At 73.0% G+C, this 16,748-nt stretch carries 14 protein-coding genes; 6 read left to right on the top strand and 8 right to left on the bottom strand.

Annotated features, from left to right (window positions below; genetic code table 11):
- Positions 1 to 152: 152 nt before the first annotated feature.
- Entirely contained in the window at positions 153 to 839 is a 687-nt protein-coding gene (locus O3438_RS30455) for a DUF4191 domain-containing protein (RefSeq protein WP_145779624.1), read from the top strand.
- Positions 840 to 1,098: 259 nt separating this feature from the next.
- Here the strand turns inward: O3438_RS30455 and O3438_RS30450 are convergent, their stop codons facing one another.
- A complete protein-coding gene (locus tag O3438_RS30450) occupies positions 1,099 to 1,497 on the bottom strand; it encodes an RDD family protein (RefSeq protein WP_269682984.1) in 399 nt (132 codons plus the stop codon).
- Positions 1,498 to 1,759: 262 nt separating this feature from the next.
- Between O3438_RS30450 and glnA the strand changes: the two genes are divergently transcribed.
- The 3 genes from glnA to O3438_RS30435 all read left to right on the top strand — a co-directional run bounded on the left by glnA (position 1,760) and on the right by O3438_RS30435 (position 4,709).
- A complete protein-coding gene (glnA, locus tag O3438_RS30445; RefSeq protein WP_269682983.1) occupies positions 1,760 to 3,184 on the top strand; it encodes a type I glutamate--ammonia ligase in 1,425 nt (474 codons plus the stop codon).
- Positions 3,185 to 3,315: 131 nt separating this feature from the next.
- Positions 3,316 to 3,681, top strand: coding sequence for a PadR family transcriptional regulator (locus O3438_RS30440; protein WP_269682982.1), 366 nt, complete (start codon positions 3,316 to 3,318; stop codon positions 3,679 to 3,681).
- On the top strand, positions 3,678 to 4,709 hold the full coding sequence (locus tag O3438_RS30435) for a hypothetical protein (protein WP_269682981.1): 1,032 nt from the start codon (positions 3,678 to 3,680) through the stop codon (positions 4,707 to 4,709). Before O3438_RS30440 ends, O3438_RS30435 begins: the two co-directional genes overlap by 4 nt.
- Positions 4,710 to 4,800: 91 nt before the next feature.
- Here the strand turns inward: O3438_RS30435 and mptB (O3438_RS30430) are convergent, their stop codons facing one another.
- The 5 genes from mptB (O3438_RS30430) to O3438_RS30410 form a co-directional block, all read right to left on the bottom strand.
- Positions 4,801 to 6,345, bottom strand: a complete 1,545-nt coding sequence (mptB, locus tag O3438_RS30430) for a polyprenol phosphomannose-dependent alpha 1,6 mannosyltransferase MptB (RefSeq protein WP_442929678.1) — start codon at positions 6,343 to 6,345, stop codon at positions 4,801 to 4,803.
- 86 nt (positions 6,346 to 6,431) lie between these two features.
- Positions 6,432 to 7,832, bottom strand: coding sequence for a polyprenol phosphomannose-dependent alpha 1,6 mannosyltransferase MptB (gene mptB, locus O3438_RS30425; protein WP_269682979.1), 1,401 nt, complete (start codon positions 7,830 to 7,832; stop codon positions 6,432 to 6,434).
- 47 nt (positions 7,833 to 7,879) lie between these two features.
- Positions 7,880 to 9,496, bottom strand: a complete 1,617-nt coding sequence (locus O3438_RS30420; RefSeq protein WP_269682978.1) for a hypothetical protein — start codon at positions 9,494 to 9,496, stop codon at positions 7,880 to 7,882.
- Positions 9,489 to 12,563, bottom strand: coding sequence for a bifunctional [glutamine synthetase] adenylyltransferase/[glutamine synthetase]-adenylyl-L-tyrosine phosphorylase (locus tag O3438_RS30415; RefSeq protein ID WP_269682977.1), 3,075 nt, complete (start codon positions 12,561 to 12,563; stop codon positions 9,489 to 9,491). Before O3438_RS30415 ends, O3438_RS30420 begins: the two co-directional genes overlap by 8 nt.
- Complete coding sequence (locus tag O3438_RS30410; RefSeq protein ID WP_145779615.1) at positions 12,563 to 13,330, bottom strand: type 1 glutamine amidotransferase; 768 nt, start codon at positions 13,328 to 13,330, stop codon at positions 12,563 to 12,565. Before O3438_RS30410 ends, O3438_RS30415 begins: the two co-directional genes overlap by 1 nt.
- A 78-nt stretch (positions 13,331 to 13,408) precedes the next feature.
- Between O3438_RS30410 and O3438_RS30405 the strand changes: the two genes are divergently transcribed.
- Positions 13,409 to 14,353, top strand: a complete 945-nt coding sequence (locus tag O3438_RS30405) for a S66 peptidase family protein (RefSeq protein ID WP_269682976.1) — start codon at positions 13,409 to 13,411, stop codon at positions 14,351 to 14,353.
- 54 nt (positions 14,354 to 14,407) lie between these two features.
- On the opposite strand, the gene O3438_RS30400 is transcribed toward O3438_RS30405, so the two are convergent.
- On the bottom strand, positions 14,408 to 15,331 hold the full coding sequence (locus O3438_RS30400) for a Vgb family protein (RefSeq protein ID WP_269682975.1): 924 nt from the start codon (positions 15,329 to 15,331) through the stop codon (positions 14,408 to 14,410).
- 184 nt (positions 15,332 to 15,515) lie between these two features.
- On the opposite strand from O3438_RS30400, the gene O3438_RS30395 reads away from it, so the two are divergent.
- A complete protein-coding gene (locus tag O3438_RS30395) occupies positions 15,516 to 15,977 on the top strand; it encodes a hypothetical protein (protein ID WP_145785510.1) in 462 nt (153 codons plus the stop codon).
- 282 nt (positions 15,978 to 16,259) lie between these two features.
- Here the strand turns inward: O3438_RS30395 and O3438_RS30390 are convergent, their stop codons facing one another.
- Positions 16,260 to 16,625 carry a VOC family protein gene (locus tag O3438_RS30390; protein WP_269682974.1) on the bottom strand — a complete coding sequence of 122 codons (366 nt, stop codon included), beginning with the start codon at positions 16,623 to 16,625 and terminating at the stop codon, positions 16,260 to 16,262.
- Positions 16,626 to 16,748: the final 123 nt, after the last annotated feature.

The following is a 16,748-nucleotide window of genomic DNA, read 5'->3' as shown; positions in this document are numbered from 1 at the left end:
CCCACCCGGGCATGGGCACGACGCCTCATCTTCCCGGTCGGCACCCTCCTTACCCGCCCGGTCCGGGTGCCTGAGGCGACGTAAGGTACTCAGTTGCCCCGGCACCCGGACGCGGATCAACAGGGCAGGCGGCGACCACTAGACTCTTCGGCATGGCAAAGCCCCAGGAGAAGGTCTCGTTCGGCCAGCGGCTGAAGCAGATCGGGATGGTGTTCCAGTTCACCGCCAAGCAGGACCGGTGGTTCGCGCCGCTGGTCGCCGCCGCGGTGCTGCTCCCGCTCGCCCTCACCGTGGTCGCGGTCATCCTCTGGGGCTGGATCTGGCTGCCGCTGGGCATCCTGTTCATCCTGCTCGCGGTGCTGATCGTGCTCAACCTGCGATCCAACAAGGCGATGATGAACGCCGCCGAGGGGCAGCCCGGCGCGGCGGCGCAGATCATGGAGAACATGCGCGGCGACTGGCGGGTGACCCCGGCGGTCAGCTCGACCACCCAGATGGACATGGTCCACCTGGTCATCGGCCGCCCGGGCGTGATCCTGCTGGCCGAAGGCAACCCGCAGCGGGTGCGTGGCCTGCTCGGGCAGGAGAAGCGGCGGCTGTCCAAGGTGATCGGCTCCGCTCCCCTGCACGACTACGTGATCGGGCAGGAGGAGGGCGAGCTGCCCATCCGCAAGCTCCGGACGACACTGCTGCGCCTGCCCCGCGCCCTCTCCGGCAAGGACGTCAACTCGCTGGACAAGCGCCTCAAGGCGCTCACCGCGCGTCCGCAGATGCCCAAGGGCGCGATCCCGAAGAACATGCGCCCGCCGGGTGCCTTCCGCCAGTCGCGGGGCCGCTGACCCCTTTCGACGTACGCCGACAAGAGCCGGACCCACACGGGCCCGGCTCTTTCGCGTCGTGGCGCCCCGCGCCCTGTCGCCTCGCGCCCTGCGGCCCGCGGCGGGCGGCGACGCGGCGGGCACGCGCGGCGCCAAGATCGTGCTCGAACCCTGGACGTAGTGGTGTCAGGGCGCGTGGATGCCACTACATCAAGGATCGAGCACGATCGTGGGATCGCTGATGCGGGCTCAGCCGCTTTCGGGGGCGCAGAGGGTCTGATCAGCCGCGCGGTGCGTCGACGATGACCGAGTCGGCGAGCCGGTCGTGCAGCCCTCGGCGGTGCTCGTCCATGATCAGCGCGGGGACGACGAGGGCCAGCAGCAGACCCCGGATCAGCCCTCGGAGGATCCCGATCCGCCCGCCGTCGTGCCAGTTCACGCAGCGGACCTTCGTGATGTACATGCCGGGGGTCTGGGCGAACAGGCCGAGGAAGAAGCCGTACACCAGCACCAGCACCAGCACGGGCGCCCAGCCGTCGCGGACCGGGTCGGCGAAGAAGTTGGACACCAGCAGACAGAGCACCCAGTCGATGATCAGCGCCCCGAACCGTCGCCCGAGGGTCGGCGGGGTGAAGGTGGGGTCGGTGGCTGGCGCTGCCGGTGTGTGCGGATTGGTCACAGCGGTCAAGGGTATCCGCGCCGGGACGAGGGCTTGCCGGGTGCCGCCGCCACTGTGTGCCGATTCAGGCCAAACGCATCAGATGTCATTAGACTGGCACAGTCGGTACGGCGCTCGCAGCGGGCCGAGGCGTCGACCGGAGTGTCGCTGACGCTCCGCGAGGGACGTAACACGGCAGAAACAACGGAGACACGGCCGGGCAACCCCCCGGCCCTAGCGTCGCCAGAAGCCTAGCCACCCCGTGGACGTGCCAGGAGGATGTGTGTTCGCCAACCCCGAGGAACTGCTGCGATACCTCAAGAACGAGGACGTGAAGTTCGTCGACGTTCGTTTCTGTGACCTGCCCGGCGTGATGCAGCACTTCAACCTGCCGGTCGAGTCCGTCAACGACGACCTCTTCACTGACGGCCTCGCGTTCGACGGTTCGTCGATCCGCGGTTTCCAGGCGATCCACGAGTCGGACATGCTCCTGCTCCCGGACGTCGCCACCGCGTTCATCGACCCGTTCCGCGCGCAGAAGACTCTCGCGCTCAACTTCTTCATCCACGACCCGTTCACCCGCGAGGCGTACACCCGCGACCCGCGGAACGTGGCGAAGAAGGCCGAGGCGTACCTCGCGGCCAGCGGCATCGCCGACACCGCGTACTTCGGCGCCGAGGCGGAGTTCTACATCTTCGACTCGATCCGCCACGAGACCTCGGCGCACCAGTCGTTCTACTACATCGACTCGATCGAGGGCGCCTGGAACACCGGCCGCGAGGAGGCGGGCGGCAACCGCGGTTACAAGACCGCGTACAAGGGCGGTTACTTCCCGGTGCCGCCGGTCGACCACTACGCCGACCTGCGCGACTCGATCGTGCGTCGGCTGGTCGACTCCGGGTTCACCGTGGAGCGTTCGCACCACGAGGTGGGCACCGCCGGCCAGTCCGAGATCAACTACAAGTTCTCGACGCTGCTGCACGCCGCCGACCAGCTCCAGCTCTTCAAGTACATCGTGAAGAACGAGGCCTGGGCCAACGGCAAGACCGCGACGTTCATGCCCAAGCCGCTCTTCGGTGACAACGGTTCCGGCATGCACACCCACCAGAGCCTCTGGCTCAACGGTGAGCCGCTGTTCTACGACGAGACCGGCTACGCCGGCCTGTCCGACATGGCCCGCTGGTACATCGGTGGCCTGCTGCACCACGCGCCGTCGCTGCTGGCCTTCACCAACCCGACGGTCAACTCGTACCGCCGCCTGGTGCCGGGCTTCGAGGCGCCGGTCAACCTGGTCTACTCGCAGCGCAACCGGTCCGCCTGCACCCGCATCCCGGTGACCGGCAGCAACCCGAAGGCCAAGCGTGTCGAGTTCCGGGTCCCGGACCCGTCGGCCAACGTCTACCTGGCGTTCTCCGCCATGATGATGGCCGGCCTGGACGGCATCAAGAGCAAGATCGAGCCGCCGACGCCGATCGACAAGGACCTCTACGACCTCCCGCCGGAGGAGTGGGGCGACGTCAAGCAGGTGCCGGGCTCGCTGCCGGCCGTGCTCGACTCGCTCGAGGCCGACCACGACTACCTGCTCGACGGCGGCGTCTTCACCCCCGACCTGATCTCCACCTGGGTCGACTGGAAGCGCGCCAACGAGGTCGACCCGGTGCGTCTGCGCCCGACCCCGCACGAGTTCGCCATGTACTACGACTGCTGAGCAGTCCGATGCACGACGACTGCTGAGCAGTCACCGCACCACCGGCCGGGCCGGCTCCGCGATCGCGGAGCCGGCCCGGCTCGCTGTGCGCCGCCCCCCGGCATACCTTCGCGTCCGATACATTGCTCCCTGTGGACATGCCTCTGCGCGAACCGACCTTCCTGATCCTCACCGCGCTGGCCGCCCAACCGATGCACGGCTACGGGCTGATCGGTGAGGTCGCCGCCCTGTCCGACAACCGCGTGTCGCTCCGCCCCGGGACGCTCTACGGTGCGCTCGACCGACTCGTCGACGCCGGCCTCGTCGAGGTCGACCGGGAAGAGGTGGTGGACGGCCGGCTGCGACGCTACTACCGCCTCTCCACCAGCGGCGAGACCACGTTGAGCAGCGAGACCGAGCGGCTGCGACGCAACGTCGAAGCCGCCACCAGCCGGTTGTCCACGCGTTCTCGGGCCACCCTCCCCACCATTCCGCGCACGGCCGGAGGCTTGGCATGAACGACCTGGAACGCCGCTACCTCCGGCTGCTGCGCGCGTACCCCACCGACTACCGGCGCGCCCGCGGCGCCGAGATCGTCGGTACCTACCTCGACCTGGCCGCCCCTGACCAACGCTGGCCGACGCCGGCGGACGCCGCGGACCTGGTGCGCGGCGGTCTCCGCCAGCGGCTGCGGGCCGCGGGCGTCACCGGCCTGATCCCTGGGGTACGCCTCGCGGCGCTGCTGGCCCTGGTCACCGCGAGCGCTCTCGCCGGCGTCTGGGGTACGGCGGAGCTGCATCCGCCGCCCGCGGAGTGGGGCGTCCCCCACGTCGGCCCGTTCGTCTCGCTCGGTGTCGTCACGTGGGCGGCATGGCTGCTGGCGGCGGTGGTGATCGCCGTCGCGCCGAGCCGGGTCGCCCGGTGGGCCATCACCCTCGCGCTCCTGCTCACGATGGCGCTGCCACCGGTGGCTGCGGCGGTCGACGCACCCCGACCGCCGCTGATGGTGCTGCTGCCGCAGGTGGTCCTGGGCCTGCTGGGGCTCGCCCTGCCCGATCGACTCTCCCGGGCGATCCGCCTCGCGCCGGCGCTGTCCGCACTGTCGGCGGTGGCGGTGACGGAGTTCCTGGTGGGCTTGGACGCGGTCGGCACCTACTACGGCGCCACTTTGGAGATCTTCCTGCCCACCGTCGGCGGAGTGCTGCTGGTCGTCGGGGCGCTGCTGGCCACGGGTCTGGCACTGGGCGGGGACACCCGCGGCGGCTGGGCGCTCGTCACACTGCTCACCCCCGCCGGTTTCCTGGCGGTGCCCGGCCTGGCCGACAGCTTCGGCCCGGCGTACGGCGCCATCACCTTCGCGGAACTGGCGGTGACCGCCGTCGTCGTCGCGGTAGCCGGTCCGGCCGCGCTGCTCCTGACCGTCCTGTTCCGCTCCCGCCAAACCTCCACCCCCCAGCCCTCCGGACGACAGTGCCCCACCTGCGGCGCGCAAGCCACCCCACCCCACCCCACCCAGTCCCCACCCCCACCCGCCCCCGCGCGTTGATCAAGAGGTTTGCGTCACCAGAGCGCCGAAATCTGACGCAAACCTCTTGATCAACCAGGACGAGGGGTTAGCTGGATAACTGTCCGAATTGTCACCCGGCAACCTCATGATCGACCGGCCGGACACGACCGGTGGGCGATCGCAGCAGGATCAGACCCAGGGTCAGGAGCAGGACGGTCATCGCCACGGCGCCGGGGGCCTTGGTGAAGCGGGCCAGGTTCGTGCCGTCGGGCAGCGCCAGGAAGGTCGCCACCGCCACCGGCAGCACGAACCAGGTCGTCCGCACGGCGGTGAGTGCGAGCAATGCCAACGGCCAGGTCGCATACCAGGGGTGGAAGACCGGTGACAGGACGACGGTGGCGACCAGCGCCAGCGCCGCACCGTGCAGCACCACCCGGGAACGCCCCACCTCGACCCCTGCCACCCCGACCCGCGCCACCCGTGGGGCATCGTTGACGCCGCGCAGCGCCCGCCAGGACCGGAACCAGAGCACCACCAGCAGACCAGCGAGCAGGAGCAAGGCGACGGCGCGGATCACGGGCACCGCCTGCGGGTCCCGGCCGACCGACGCTCCGATGTAGTCCACCACGAACCCGACGGCGGTGGGTGGTGACGTCCACTGCTCGGAGTCGCCGCTGTGCGTCAGCCCGCCCACCCAGCCGAACCCGAGACCGGACAGCACCGAGGTGACCAGCACCGCGCCGACGAGCCCTCCGGCCAGCCAGCCGCCGGCGCGCAGCAGCGCCCGCACCGTGTACGGACGCCGCATCCCGGCCAGCACGGCGAACGGCACCACCACCACGGCAGTGGCCTTCACCGTGACCGCCAGCCCGAGCAGCGCTCCGGCCAGCAGCAGTCCCCCGACCAGCGGCAGCGCCCCGAGCCGAACCGGTCGCCGGATCGCCACCAGCAGCCCGCAGAGCAGCAGACCCAGCATCACGGCGTCGTTGTGCGCCCCGGCCACCAGGTGTACGCCGACCAGCGGCCCGGCCAGCGCCAGCCAGGCGGCCCGCCGGGTCGGCACCCCGGCGGCGCGGGCCAGACCGGGCAGGCAGAACGCGGCCAGCAGCAGGCCCGCCACGGCGATCACCCGCAGCGCCACGATCGTGCCGGTCAACCCGCCGCCGAGGCCGACGGCGAGCGCGGCGAGCAGGACGAACACCGGCCCGTACGGTGCCGGGGTGTCCCGCCAGATCGGCGCGACGGTGTCCAGCCACGGGCAGCCCGCCGCCGCCACCCCCACGGAGTACGGGTCGACGCCGTGCGCGTACGTCCAGCCCTGGCAGGCGTACGAGTAGACGTCCCGGCTGCCCATCGGGGGCGTGAGCAGCAGGGGCAGCGCCCACAGTCCGGCGGTGACGTACGCCCACCGGGTCGACGGGGCACCGTCGCGCAACGACCACCACGCGCCGACGAGCAGTGCGGTGCCGACCAGCCAGCAGATCAGCGTCGCAGGGCCGTCCGGGGCTCGCCAGATCGACGCCGGTGTCACGCCGAGCGGGGCGTCGGGCAGCGCCCCGCCGAGGTGTCCGGCCACGGCGAGCAGTACCGCGCCGGCCAGGCCGGCGTACCGCGCACCCGACGCCGCCACCGATCCAGCCGCGACCGAAGCAGCCGGCACCGAACCATCCGCCACCGATCCAGGCGGGCCGAGTGAGCCAGGTGGGCCAGGCGGGTCAGATGGGCCAGGCGGGCCGGGAGCGGTCACCGGCGCACCTTCCCTCAGTCGGCGGCGACCGGCTGACGGGTCGCCCGAGCCGACCGTACCAACCGGACGACCACCACGATCACCAACAGCGTCATCAGCGGCGCCCCGACCGTCTTGGTGTACCGGGGAAGCCCGGTGCCGTCGGGCAGGATCAGGAACGACGCGACCAGGGCGACCACGACGAACCATCCGGTACGCCGGGCGGTGGCGGCCAGCACGAACAACGGCCACGTCCAGTACCAGGGGTGCACCACCGGTGCGAGCGCGACGGTGACGGCGAGCGCGAGGCCGGCGTAGAACAGCGGGTCACGGGTGCGGGCCCGCCACCAGAGCCAGACGAGCAGGACGGCCAGCACCACCACGGCGATCCCGCGCGTCACCGGCAACGCGTCGACGTGACCGCCGAACGGCACCGCGAGGTAGCCGATGGTCTGCGCGACGGCGGTGGGTGGGGAGGTCCAGGCGATGGCGGCGCCGCCTTGGGACAGCCCGCCGATCCAGCCGAAGTCGAGCCCGCCGGCCACTGTCACTGCCACGACGGCGGCGACGGTCCCGCCGACCACCCAACCGCCGTCGCGGATCAGCGTCCGGATGCGGTACGGCCCGGCGGTGGCCGCCAGGGCGGCGAACGGGACCACCACCACGGCGGTGACCTTGATCGCCACGGCGACGCCGAGGAGCAGCCCACCGACGAGCAGCATTGCGCGCCGGCCCGGGTGCGACGCCACCACGGCCAGCCCTCCGACCAGCGCGGCGAGCATCAGCACGTCGTTGTGGGGACCGCCGATCAAATGCGCGGCAACGAGTGGGCAGCCCAGCGCCAGCCACACCGCCCGGCCGGCCGGAACCCCGGCTCGGCGGGCCAGCACCGGCAGCGCCCACGCGGTCAACGCCACACCGATCAGGGACAGCGCCCGGAACAACACGATGCTGGCGTTCAGCGATCCGGTCACCTCGACCACAGCGCCCGCGATGAGGACGAACAGCGGCCCGTACGGTGCCGGGGTGTCCCGCCAGATGACGGAGACGGTGTCCAGCCAGGGGCAGGGCAGCGCGGAGACACCGTGCTCGTACGGGCTGATGCCGCCGGCGAAGCTGGCGCCCTGACAGGCGTACGCGTACACGTCGCGGCTGCCGAACGGTGGTGCGACGAGCAGCGGCAGCAGCCACAGCCCTACGGTGACCAGCGCCCAGCGGGTCGACGGCACTGCGTCGCGCAGGGCCCACCAGGCGTACGCGAGCAGGCCGGTGCCGACCACCCAGGCGGCCAGGACCAGTGGCCCGTGGGGGCCCTGCCAGATGCTGACCGGGGTGCTGCGCAGCGGGCCGCTGGGGAACGCTCCCCCGAGGAACGCGGACAGCGCGAGCAGCGTCGAGCCGACCAGGCCGGTCCAGCGCGCGAGGTGGGAAGGCACCCCGACATGCTGCCAGCACACCGGTCGGTGGGTGACGGCAGGCACCGTCAGCAGTGCTTGGCGGGGGCCAGGTCGCTGGAGATCGTGTAGTCACCGGCCGCGCGGACCCGCACCTCGGTCCACCCGTCCGCGCCGGGGCGTACACAGCCGTCCGGGCCGGTCAGCGACAGCCAGCGGGACCAGCGCACCCGCACCGGCACGTCGCCGGGCGCGGCGGTCAGGCGGACCGAACCCCGGTCGCTGGCGACGAGGTGGCCGGGGGCGCCGACCAGCGGTGTCGGGTCGGCCACGGCGTACAGGCGCCAGGTCGTGTCGCGCCAGACCTCCCGCAGGTACGGCAGGCCGGCGCGGATCATCGCGGCCTCGTCCCGGCCCCACCGGTCGACGGGCGCGTCCGGGGCGATCGCCACGTAGGTCACCGCCTCGTCGTGGAGCCACTTCCCGTAGGTCTGCGCGTTCAGGGTGCCGTCGTAGAACAGCGCGTTGCGATCGCTGTCGACCTGGCGTTCCCAGCCGCGGGCCAGGGGCACTGTCGGTGGCAGGTACGCGGATTCCCAGTGGTCGCGCAGCGGCACCACCTCGATCCGTCCGACGGGTTGCCGCCGTTGCAGTTCCTCCACGAGCGGGCGGTGGAACGCCGGGGAGCTTTCCGGGGCGCCGGCCCTGGTGACGTCGCTCGTCATCACCGGCGACTGCCACCACACGGTCGCGGCGAGGAGCCCGGCCAGCCACGGGCCGGGCAGCGGGGCGTACCCGGCCAGCACGGGCAGCGCGAAGAGCAATGGCAGGCGCAGCGCGTTGGACCCGATCGGGCTGGGCACGTAGTAGGCAGCGACCAGGAGCAGGACGGTGAGCGCCGCGCCGACCCGCAGCACCCGGCGGCGTCGCGGCACCAGGACCGCCACCAGCACGGCGAGCGCGACGTTGATCCGCATCGACTCGGCCGAGTACGGCTGGGTGCCCCCGTTGCCGAAGAGGACCGCGATCGGCGCGAGGGTGACAGCGGGCGTGACGGCCAGGACGAAACCTTCCGCCAGTGGACCCTCCGCCCGCCACCCACCCGGCAGCACCCGACCCGGCCCGTCCCCACGGCGGAGGGCGGCCAGCAGCAACGCCGCTCCGGCCAGGCCGGTGAACAGGCCGGCGACCGGGCTCGCCGCCGTCGCCAGGGCAGCGCAGATCGCGGCGAGCGCCAACCGGGCGGCACGTGGCGGGCGTTCCGTGCCGACGGCGCAGAGCGCGAGCAGCCCGAACGTCAGCCCGACGGCGAAGGTGATCCGTCCGCTCGCCAGGTTGCCGACCAGGACCACGGCACCGAGGACGCCGGCCAGCAGCGGGCGTCGGGCCCGGTTCCGGGCGAACAGCCACGCCAGCGCGAACGCGCCGAACACGGCGGCGACCGCCCCCAGTGGACGCATCCCGATCAGCGCGCCCAGCCGTGCCGTGAACAGGCTGTAGCCGTACTGGTCGACACCGCCGTACCAGCCGAGGTCGATCGGCGTCGCACCGTACCGGTCGGCGAACTCGGCCCGCGCCACCTGCGCCGCGAGGTCGGTGCCCATCCGGGGCGCGACCAGGAACACGACGGCGAGCACCACAGCGACCCCGGTCGCCGTCGTCCAGCCGGTGCGCCGCCCGAACGGGCGTGGCGACGCGTCAGGCATTGAGGACCCGTTCGGTGGCGGCCCGGGAGCGACGACCGACGCGCAGGTACTCGTCGAGGAACTCCCCCGGGTCGTCGCGGCCGAGCAGCCGGACCACGCCGGCCAACTCCACCCCGTGCCGGGGCAACTGGTCGCCGGCCCGACCGCGGACCAGCATCAACGCGTTGCGGACCTGCGCGGCCAGGGACCACCCGGCGGCCATCTCGGCGGCGTCCGCCGGGTCGATCAGGCCGGCCCGCTCGGCGGCCGCGAGAGCGTCGAGGGTACGCGTGCCGCGCAGCGCCGGGTTCGCGCCGGCGTGCCGGAGCTGGACGAGCTGCACCGCCCACTCCACGTCGGCCAGCGCGCCGCGACCCAGTTTGGTGTGGGTGGCCGGGTCGGCGCCCCGGGGCAGCCGTTCGGTCTCCACCCGGGCCTTGATCCGTCGGATCTCGACGACCTGCTCACGGGTCAGCCCTTCGGCCGGGTACCGCACCGGATCGATCATCGCCTCGAACTCGGCACCCAGACCCGCGTCGCCGCAGACGAACCGGGCGCGCAGCAGCGCCTGCGACTCCCACACCCGCGACCAGCGGGCGTAGTACGCCGCGTACGCGGCGAGGCTGCGCACCAGCGGACCCTGCCGGCCCTCCGGGCGCAGGTCGGCGTCGACGCCCAGCGGCGGGTCGGGTGCGGGCACGCCGAGCAGTCGGCGCAGCTCCTCGGCGATCGCGTGCGCGGCGGCGCTGGCAGCGCTGTCGCTGGCCCCGGCCGGCGGGTCGTAGACGAAGAGCACGTCGGCGTCGGAGAGGTAGTTCGACTCGTACCCGCCGAGCCGTCCCATCCCGATCACGGCGAACCGCAACCCTTCCGGCGCGGGTTGGCTGGCCTGGGCGGCGCGCAGCGCGGCGGCCAGCGTGGCGTCGGTGACGTCGGCGAGCGCGGTGCCGACCTGGGTGATGTCGGACAGGCCGGGAGCGGGCCGGCTCGTGCCGTCCGGACGGGTGGGGCTGGGTGCGAGCGAGCCCGCACGGCAGAGCACGTCGGCGCAGGCCACCCGGACCAGTTCCCGACGCCGCAGCGCGCGCACCGCGCTGGTCGCCTCGACCGGGTCGGTGTGCCGGCCCGCCGCCGCGAGGAACCCCTCCCGGAGCACCTCCCGGGAGCGCGGGGCCAACTCGTTCTCCTCGGCCAGCAGCCGCAGCGCCTCCGGGTCGCGGGCGAGCAGGTCGGCCACGTACCGGGACAGGGAGAGGACCCGGGCCAGCCGACGGGCGACCGGGCCACCGTCGCGCAGCAGCCGCAGATACCAGGGGGTGCTGCCGAGCTTGTCGGAGACCTTGCGGTAGTTGAGCAGCCCCCGGTCCGGCTCCGGCGCGTCGGCGAACTCGCTGAGCAGCACCGGCAGCAGGGTCCGCTGGATGGCCGCCGTGCGACTCACCCCGCCGGTGAGCGCCTGGAGGTGCCGCAGCGCCCCGGCCGGGTCGGCGAAGCCGAGGATCTCCAGTCGGTGCCGGGCGGCCTCAGGGGTGAGCCGCAGCCCGTCCGCCGGCACCCGGGCCACCGACTCCAACAGCGGCCGGTAGAGCAGTTTGGCGTGCAGCCGGCGTACCTCGGTGGCGTGGGTGACCCACTCGGCCCGGAAGCTCTCCACGGCGCTGCGCCCCGGCGCGGCAGTGAAACCCAGCGCGGCGGCGAGCCAGCGCAGCGCGCCCGGCTCGGTGGGCACCGTGTGCGTACGGCGTAGGCCCTGGAGTTGCAGCCGATGCTCGACGCTGCGCAGGAAGCGGTAGCCGCGCAGCAGCGCCTCGCCGTCGGCGCGACCGACGTAGCCGCCGGCGACGAGCGCCCGCAGCGCCGGGATGGTGCCCGGTTCCCGCAGCGTCTCGTCGCCGCGACCGTGCACCAGTTGCAGCAGTTGGACGGCGAACTCGATGTCGCGCAGCCCTCCGGGACCGCGCTTGATCTCGCGCTCCAGCTCCTTCGGCGGAATGTGGTCGATGATCCGGCGGCGCATGGCGCGTACGTCCTCGACCGCCTCGGGCCGTTCGGCCGCCCGCCACACCAGCGGCGCGAGCTGGTCGATCCACTCCTGGGCCAGCGGCAGGTCACCGGCGGCCGGTCGGGCCTTGAGCAGCGCCTGGAACTCCCAGGTGCGCGCCCACCGCCGGTAGTACGCGAGGTGGCTGGCGAGGGTACGCACCAGCGGGCCCCGGTTGCCCTCGGGGCGCAGCGCGGCGTCCACCGGCCAGGCGACCAGCCCGCAGATGGAGATCAGCCGGGTCGCCACCACTGTCGCGGCGGACAGGTCGGCGTCCTCGGCGGCGACGAAGATGACGTCCACGTCGGAGACGTAGTTCAGCTCCCCACCGCCGCACTTGCCCATCGCCACCACCGCGAGCCGGGGCCGTTCGGTGCCGTCCGCCAGCTCCGTGACCGCGATCTCGTACGCGGCGGCCAGCGTCGCGTCGGCGAGCGCGGAGAGCGCGGCCATGGTCTGCTCCAGGCCGCGCCCACCGGTCAGGTCCGCCGCCGCGATCCGCAGCAACGCCAGCCGGTACGCGGAACGCAACGCCGCCGTCGGGTTGCCACCGTCGGTCGGCTCCAGCCGCCCCTCGGCGATCGGGGCGAGCCCGTCCGGTGCGGTACGCAACGTCAGACAGTGCTCGGGGTTCGCCACCAGGTGGTCGCCGAGCGCCGACGACGCGCCCAGCACGGCGATGAGTCGCCGCCGCAGCCCCGGGTCGGCGTGCAGCTCCGCGAGCAGCGGTGGGTGTGCGTCGTCGCCGCTGCCGCCCGGTGCCCCGGCTCCGCTGCCGCCGCTCGACGCACCGCTGCCCTCCGTCGCGCGGCGTTCGGCCTCGACGATGCGGTGCAGTTGACGCAGCGCCAGGTCCGGGTCGGCCGCCCGGGACAGCGCGGCGAGCAACTCCCCGGCCGGCTCGTCGGTCGGCTCCTGCTCCTCCGGCCGCCATAGCCGCAGCCCGTCCGGGCCGAGGAGGTCCGCGGCGCGCGCGCCGCCGTCGCCCTCGGCGGTGCCGAACCCGTACCGGGCGAGCCGCCCCGGCGCCCTGGTCGGCCGGCTCATCAGTGCCCGAGCAGCGGCAGGCCGCGCCGCGTCACGCTGTCGTCCAACTCGCCGAGGGCCAGCGCGGCGAACCGGGCGGCGAACGGCTGCCAGACCTCCTCGATGTCGGGCAGCACCGAGGCGCAGGCCGCCACCACCAACTCCGGGTCGTAGCCCAGCTCGGCGAGTTGGGCCGAGTCGGTGGACCAGTCGGCGATCATCGCGGCGTCACACTCGATGTGGAACTGCAGACCCCAGGCACGGTCACCGAGCCGGAACGCCTGGTTGGGGTACCGGGTCGACGCGGCCAGAAGGGTCGCGCCCCGGGGCAGCTCGGTGATCTCGTCGACGTGCCACTGGAGCACGTCCGGGATCAGCGGCACGTACCGGAACAGCGGGTCGCCCTCGGCGGCGTCGCGCCGGCCGACCACGCCCGGCCCGATCTCCGGCCCGGACGGGCTGCGTTCGACCAGCCCGGCGTGCGCGGTGGCGAGCAGTTGCGCGCCCAGGCAGACGGCCAGGGTCGGCACCCGGTGCCGGACCGCCTTGCGCAGCAGGCCCTCCACGGCGGGGAACCAGGGCGCGCCGGGCGATCCGTCCGGCAGCGGGTACGCCTGTTGTTCGCCGCCGAGGACCACCAGCGCCGCGTACCCCTCCAGGTCGGCGGGGAGCTCGTCGCCGGCGTGGGGGCGTACCACCCACAGTTCCAGCCCAGCCTCGGTCAGCCACTCGCCCAGTAGGCGGGCGTCGTCCGTCGGGTCGTTCTCGATCACCAGCGCGGTTGCCACCCGTCGAGGCTAGCGGGTACGCCGCGTCGTGCCACGCCACAGGCTCGCTCCGTCGTGGGCTCGTTAGGCTCTGCGGTTGTGATCAGCGAGGACACCACCGCCGCCGTCCGTCCGCCCGTGCTGGTGCCGGGGGACGCGGTGCTGCTGGTGTCACCGTCCGGGCCCACCTCGCCGGAGCGGGTGGCCCGGGGCATGGAACTGCTCGTCGGGTGGGGTCTGCGCCCGGTGCCGGCCCCGAACGCGTACGCCCGCCACGGCTTCCTCGCCGGCACGGACGATCTGCGCGCCGCCGACCTGAACGCCGCCTTCGCCGATCCGGAGATCCGAGGGGTCATCTGCACCCGTGGCGGGTACGGCGTCCAGCGCATCGTGGACGCCATCGACATGGCCGCCGTCCGCCGCGACCCGAAGGTGGTGGCCGGCTTCTCGGACATCACCGCGTTGCAGTTCGCGTTGTGGCGGGGTGCCCGGCTGGCCGGGGTGCACGGCCCGGGGGCGGCCTGGCGCGACGAGCGGACCCCACTGCGCTCCGCCGAGTCCCTGCACGCGGCGCTGATGACGACCGAGCCGGTGACGATCAGCGCGGTGCCCACCGAGGAGACGTTCGACGTCCGCGTCCCGGGTCACGCCACCGGCACCCTGCTCGGCGGCAACCTGTGCATGATCGCCGCGTCGATCGGCACACCGGACCTGCCCGACCTCACCGGTGCGGTGCTGTTGATCGAGGACGTGCAGGAACCCCCGTACAAGGTCGACCGGATGCTGACCCACCTGCGTCGGGCCGGCGCGCTGGACGGCCTGGCCGGGGTGGCGGTCGGGCAGTTCACCGACTGCGGTGACGGCTGGGACACCACGATCGTCGACGTGCTCGGCGAACGCCTCGGTGACCTGGGCGTACCGGTCCTCGGCGGCCTCCCCATCGGCCACGGCCCCGGCCAACTGACGGTCCCGGTGGGCACCAGAGCGACAGTGGACACGGACACCAACACCCTGACCGCCGCCCCCGCCGTCTCCCGCCGGTGATCAAGAGGTTTGCGTCATTTCCGGCCCGGAACCTGACGCAAACCTCTTGATCACCTAGGCGGGGTGGGGTGGGCGGGGCGGGCGGGGCAGGTGGGGCGGGCGGGGCAGGTGGGCTACCGCGCCGGTTTCCAGGGCGGCCCAGACGCCGTCGGCGGTGCGGGCGATGCCGTGCGGTTCGGCATCGGGGGTGAGCAGGTCGTAGCCCTCGATCCGGCCGGTGTCGTCGAGGTGACCGATCCGGTTGGCGCCCCACTCCGTGAACCACGCGCCGCCCGCCGGGTCGGCCACGATGGCGTGCGGACGGGCCGCACGGTTCGGCAGGGGAAACTCGACGATCTCGCCGTCCGGGGCGATCCGGCCGAGCTGACCGGCGGCGATCTCCACGAACCAGACGGCACCGTCGGCGCCGAGGGTGATGCCGACCGGGCCGGCGTTCGCGGTGGGCAGCGGGTGCAGCGTGGTACGACCGTCGAGGTCGATGCGGCCGATCGCGTTCGCCTGGTTGAGGGTGAACCAGAGCGCCTGGTCCGCGCCCGCGGTGATCATCGAGGCGAACCCGCCGGTCACCGGCAACGGGAAGATCGTGACCGTGCCGTCGGTGTCCACCCGGCCGATCGTGTCGGAGGTCATCCCGGCGTACCAGAGCGCGCCGTCGACTCCGGCGGCGATGCCACCCGGCCCGGTGCCGGCGGGCAGGGCGATGGTGCGCTGCTCACCATCGACGCTGAGGCGACCGATCCGGTCGTCGCCGGAACGGGTGAACCAGAGCGCGTCGTCCGGCCCGGCCGTGATGATCAAGGGGCGACCGCCGGCTGGCTCCAGCGGATAGGTACGGACCGAGGCGTCCACCCCGAGGCGGACGATCGCGCCGGCGTGGACCAGCGTCAGCCACAACGCGCCGTCGGGGCCGGCCGTGATGCCGTACGGGCCGGCGCCCGGCCCGGCGAGCGGTATCTCCCGAATGTCGGAGGTCGTCACGTGCGGTGTCCTTCCGTGGGCGGATCGCCCACCCTGACCGGTCGGCCAGCGACGGCACAACCGGTTTCGTCCGCCACCCGCCGCGATTATCAGCCCGCTGACAGGATCGCCACGGCTTCCACCCAGGCTGCCCGGTCACTGTCGGTGACGACAGCGCAGGATGACCGAACCTCTGGAGGACAGCATGTCCCGCACCATCCGCAGGAAGCACCTGTTGGCCGGCCTGGCCACCGCCGGCGTCCTCGGCGTGGGGATCGCGGCCCCGACGATCGCGTTCGCCGCGGACACCCCCACGCCGGCACCGAGCGCCAGCAGCGCCCCGGCCCCCGGTGCGAAGGCCGACCGGCAGGGCGAGTTCGCCGAGGCGCTCGCCAAGGAGCTGGGCGTGCCCACCGACAAGGTGACCGCCGCCCTGGAGAAGGTCCGCGAGCAGCACCGACCGGCCGATCGGCCGCAGCGCCCCTCCGGCGAGGACCGCAAGGCCGCGCTCAAGGAGCGGCTGGACCAGGCCGTCAAGGACGGCAAGCTCACCCAGGAGCAGGCCGACGCCATCACCAAGGCCGTCGAGGCCGGCGTCTTCCCCGGGGCCGGCGGCCACCGCGGGTGGGGCCACCACGGCGGTCCGGCGGGTACGCCCGGCAAGTGAGTCCGCGGTGCCCGTGAGCCACACCCGTTTCGCCGATGTGGCGGTGTCCCCGAGTCGGGACACCGCCACATCGGCGACCTGGTGTCGATCACGGCACGCGGGCGGGCGGACGCCGCCAAACCAGGCCTGCCCGAACCCGGCCGGGACTTGATCGACTCGGTTTCACGGAAGCGGCGGTGTCGAAGGCACTCGGACACCCCGGTTTCGGCGAAACCGAGTCGATCACTGCCGTGCACCTCCACGCCAGGCCCGCCCGGGACCGACCGCCCGGGCGCGTGGGCGTCAGTTCTGGCCGGGCGGCGGTGCGAACACACCCACCCGGTTGCCCGCCGGGTCACGCAGTTGGGCACGGGTGAGGCCGGTCGGCGTCGTCCCCATCGGCACCAGCACCGTGCCGCCGGCCGCCTCGGCGCGGCGGCAGGTCTCCGCAACATCGGCCACCTCCGCGTAGAACACCGCGTAGCTGGCCGCGTCGCCGTTCGTGGTCCGGATCGCCCCGCCGATCCCGGTGTCGCCACCGGCCCCGGTAACGCGGTAGGACGGGCCCTGCTGCTCGAAGGTCCAGCCGAACAGCTCGCCGTAGAACCGTTCCACCTCGTCCGGCCGGTCGGTGCCGAACTCGAACCAGGTGATGGGCGTCGTGGACATCTACTGCCTCCAGAGTTTCCCGAGCGGCCGTTCGACCGTCGTCTGAAGCAGTCTCGGGGCCGTCCGCGACACCGTCCTGTCGGTGTTTCCGGATCACCTGACGGCGTTTCCCCGCCGACGAAG

Source organism: Micromonospora sp. WMMC250, from assembly GCF_027460215.1.
GTDB classification, from domain to species: Bacteria; Actinomycetota; Actinomycetes; order Mycobacteriales; family Micromonosporaceae; genus Micromonospora; species Micromonospora taraxaci.
The sequence above is the reverse complement of the archived record's forward strand: the minus strand, read 5'-3'. Positions and strand labels throughout refer to the sequence as shown.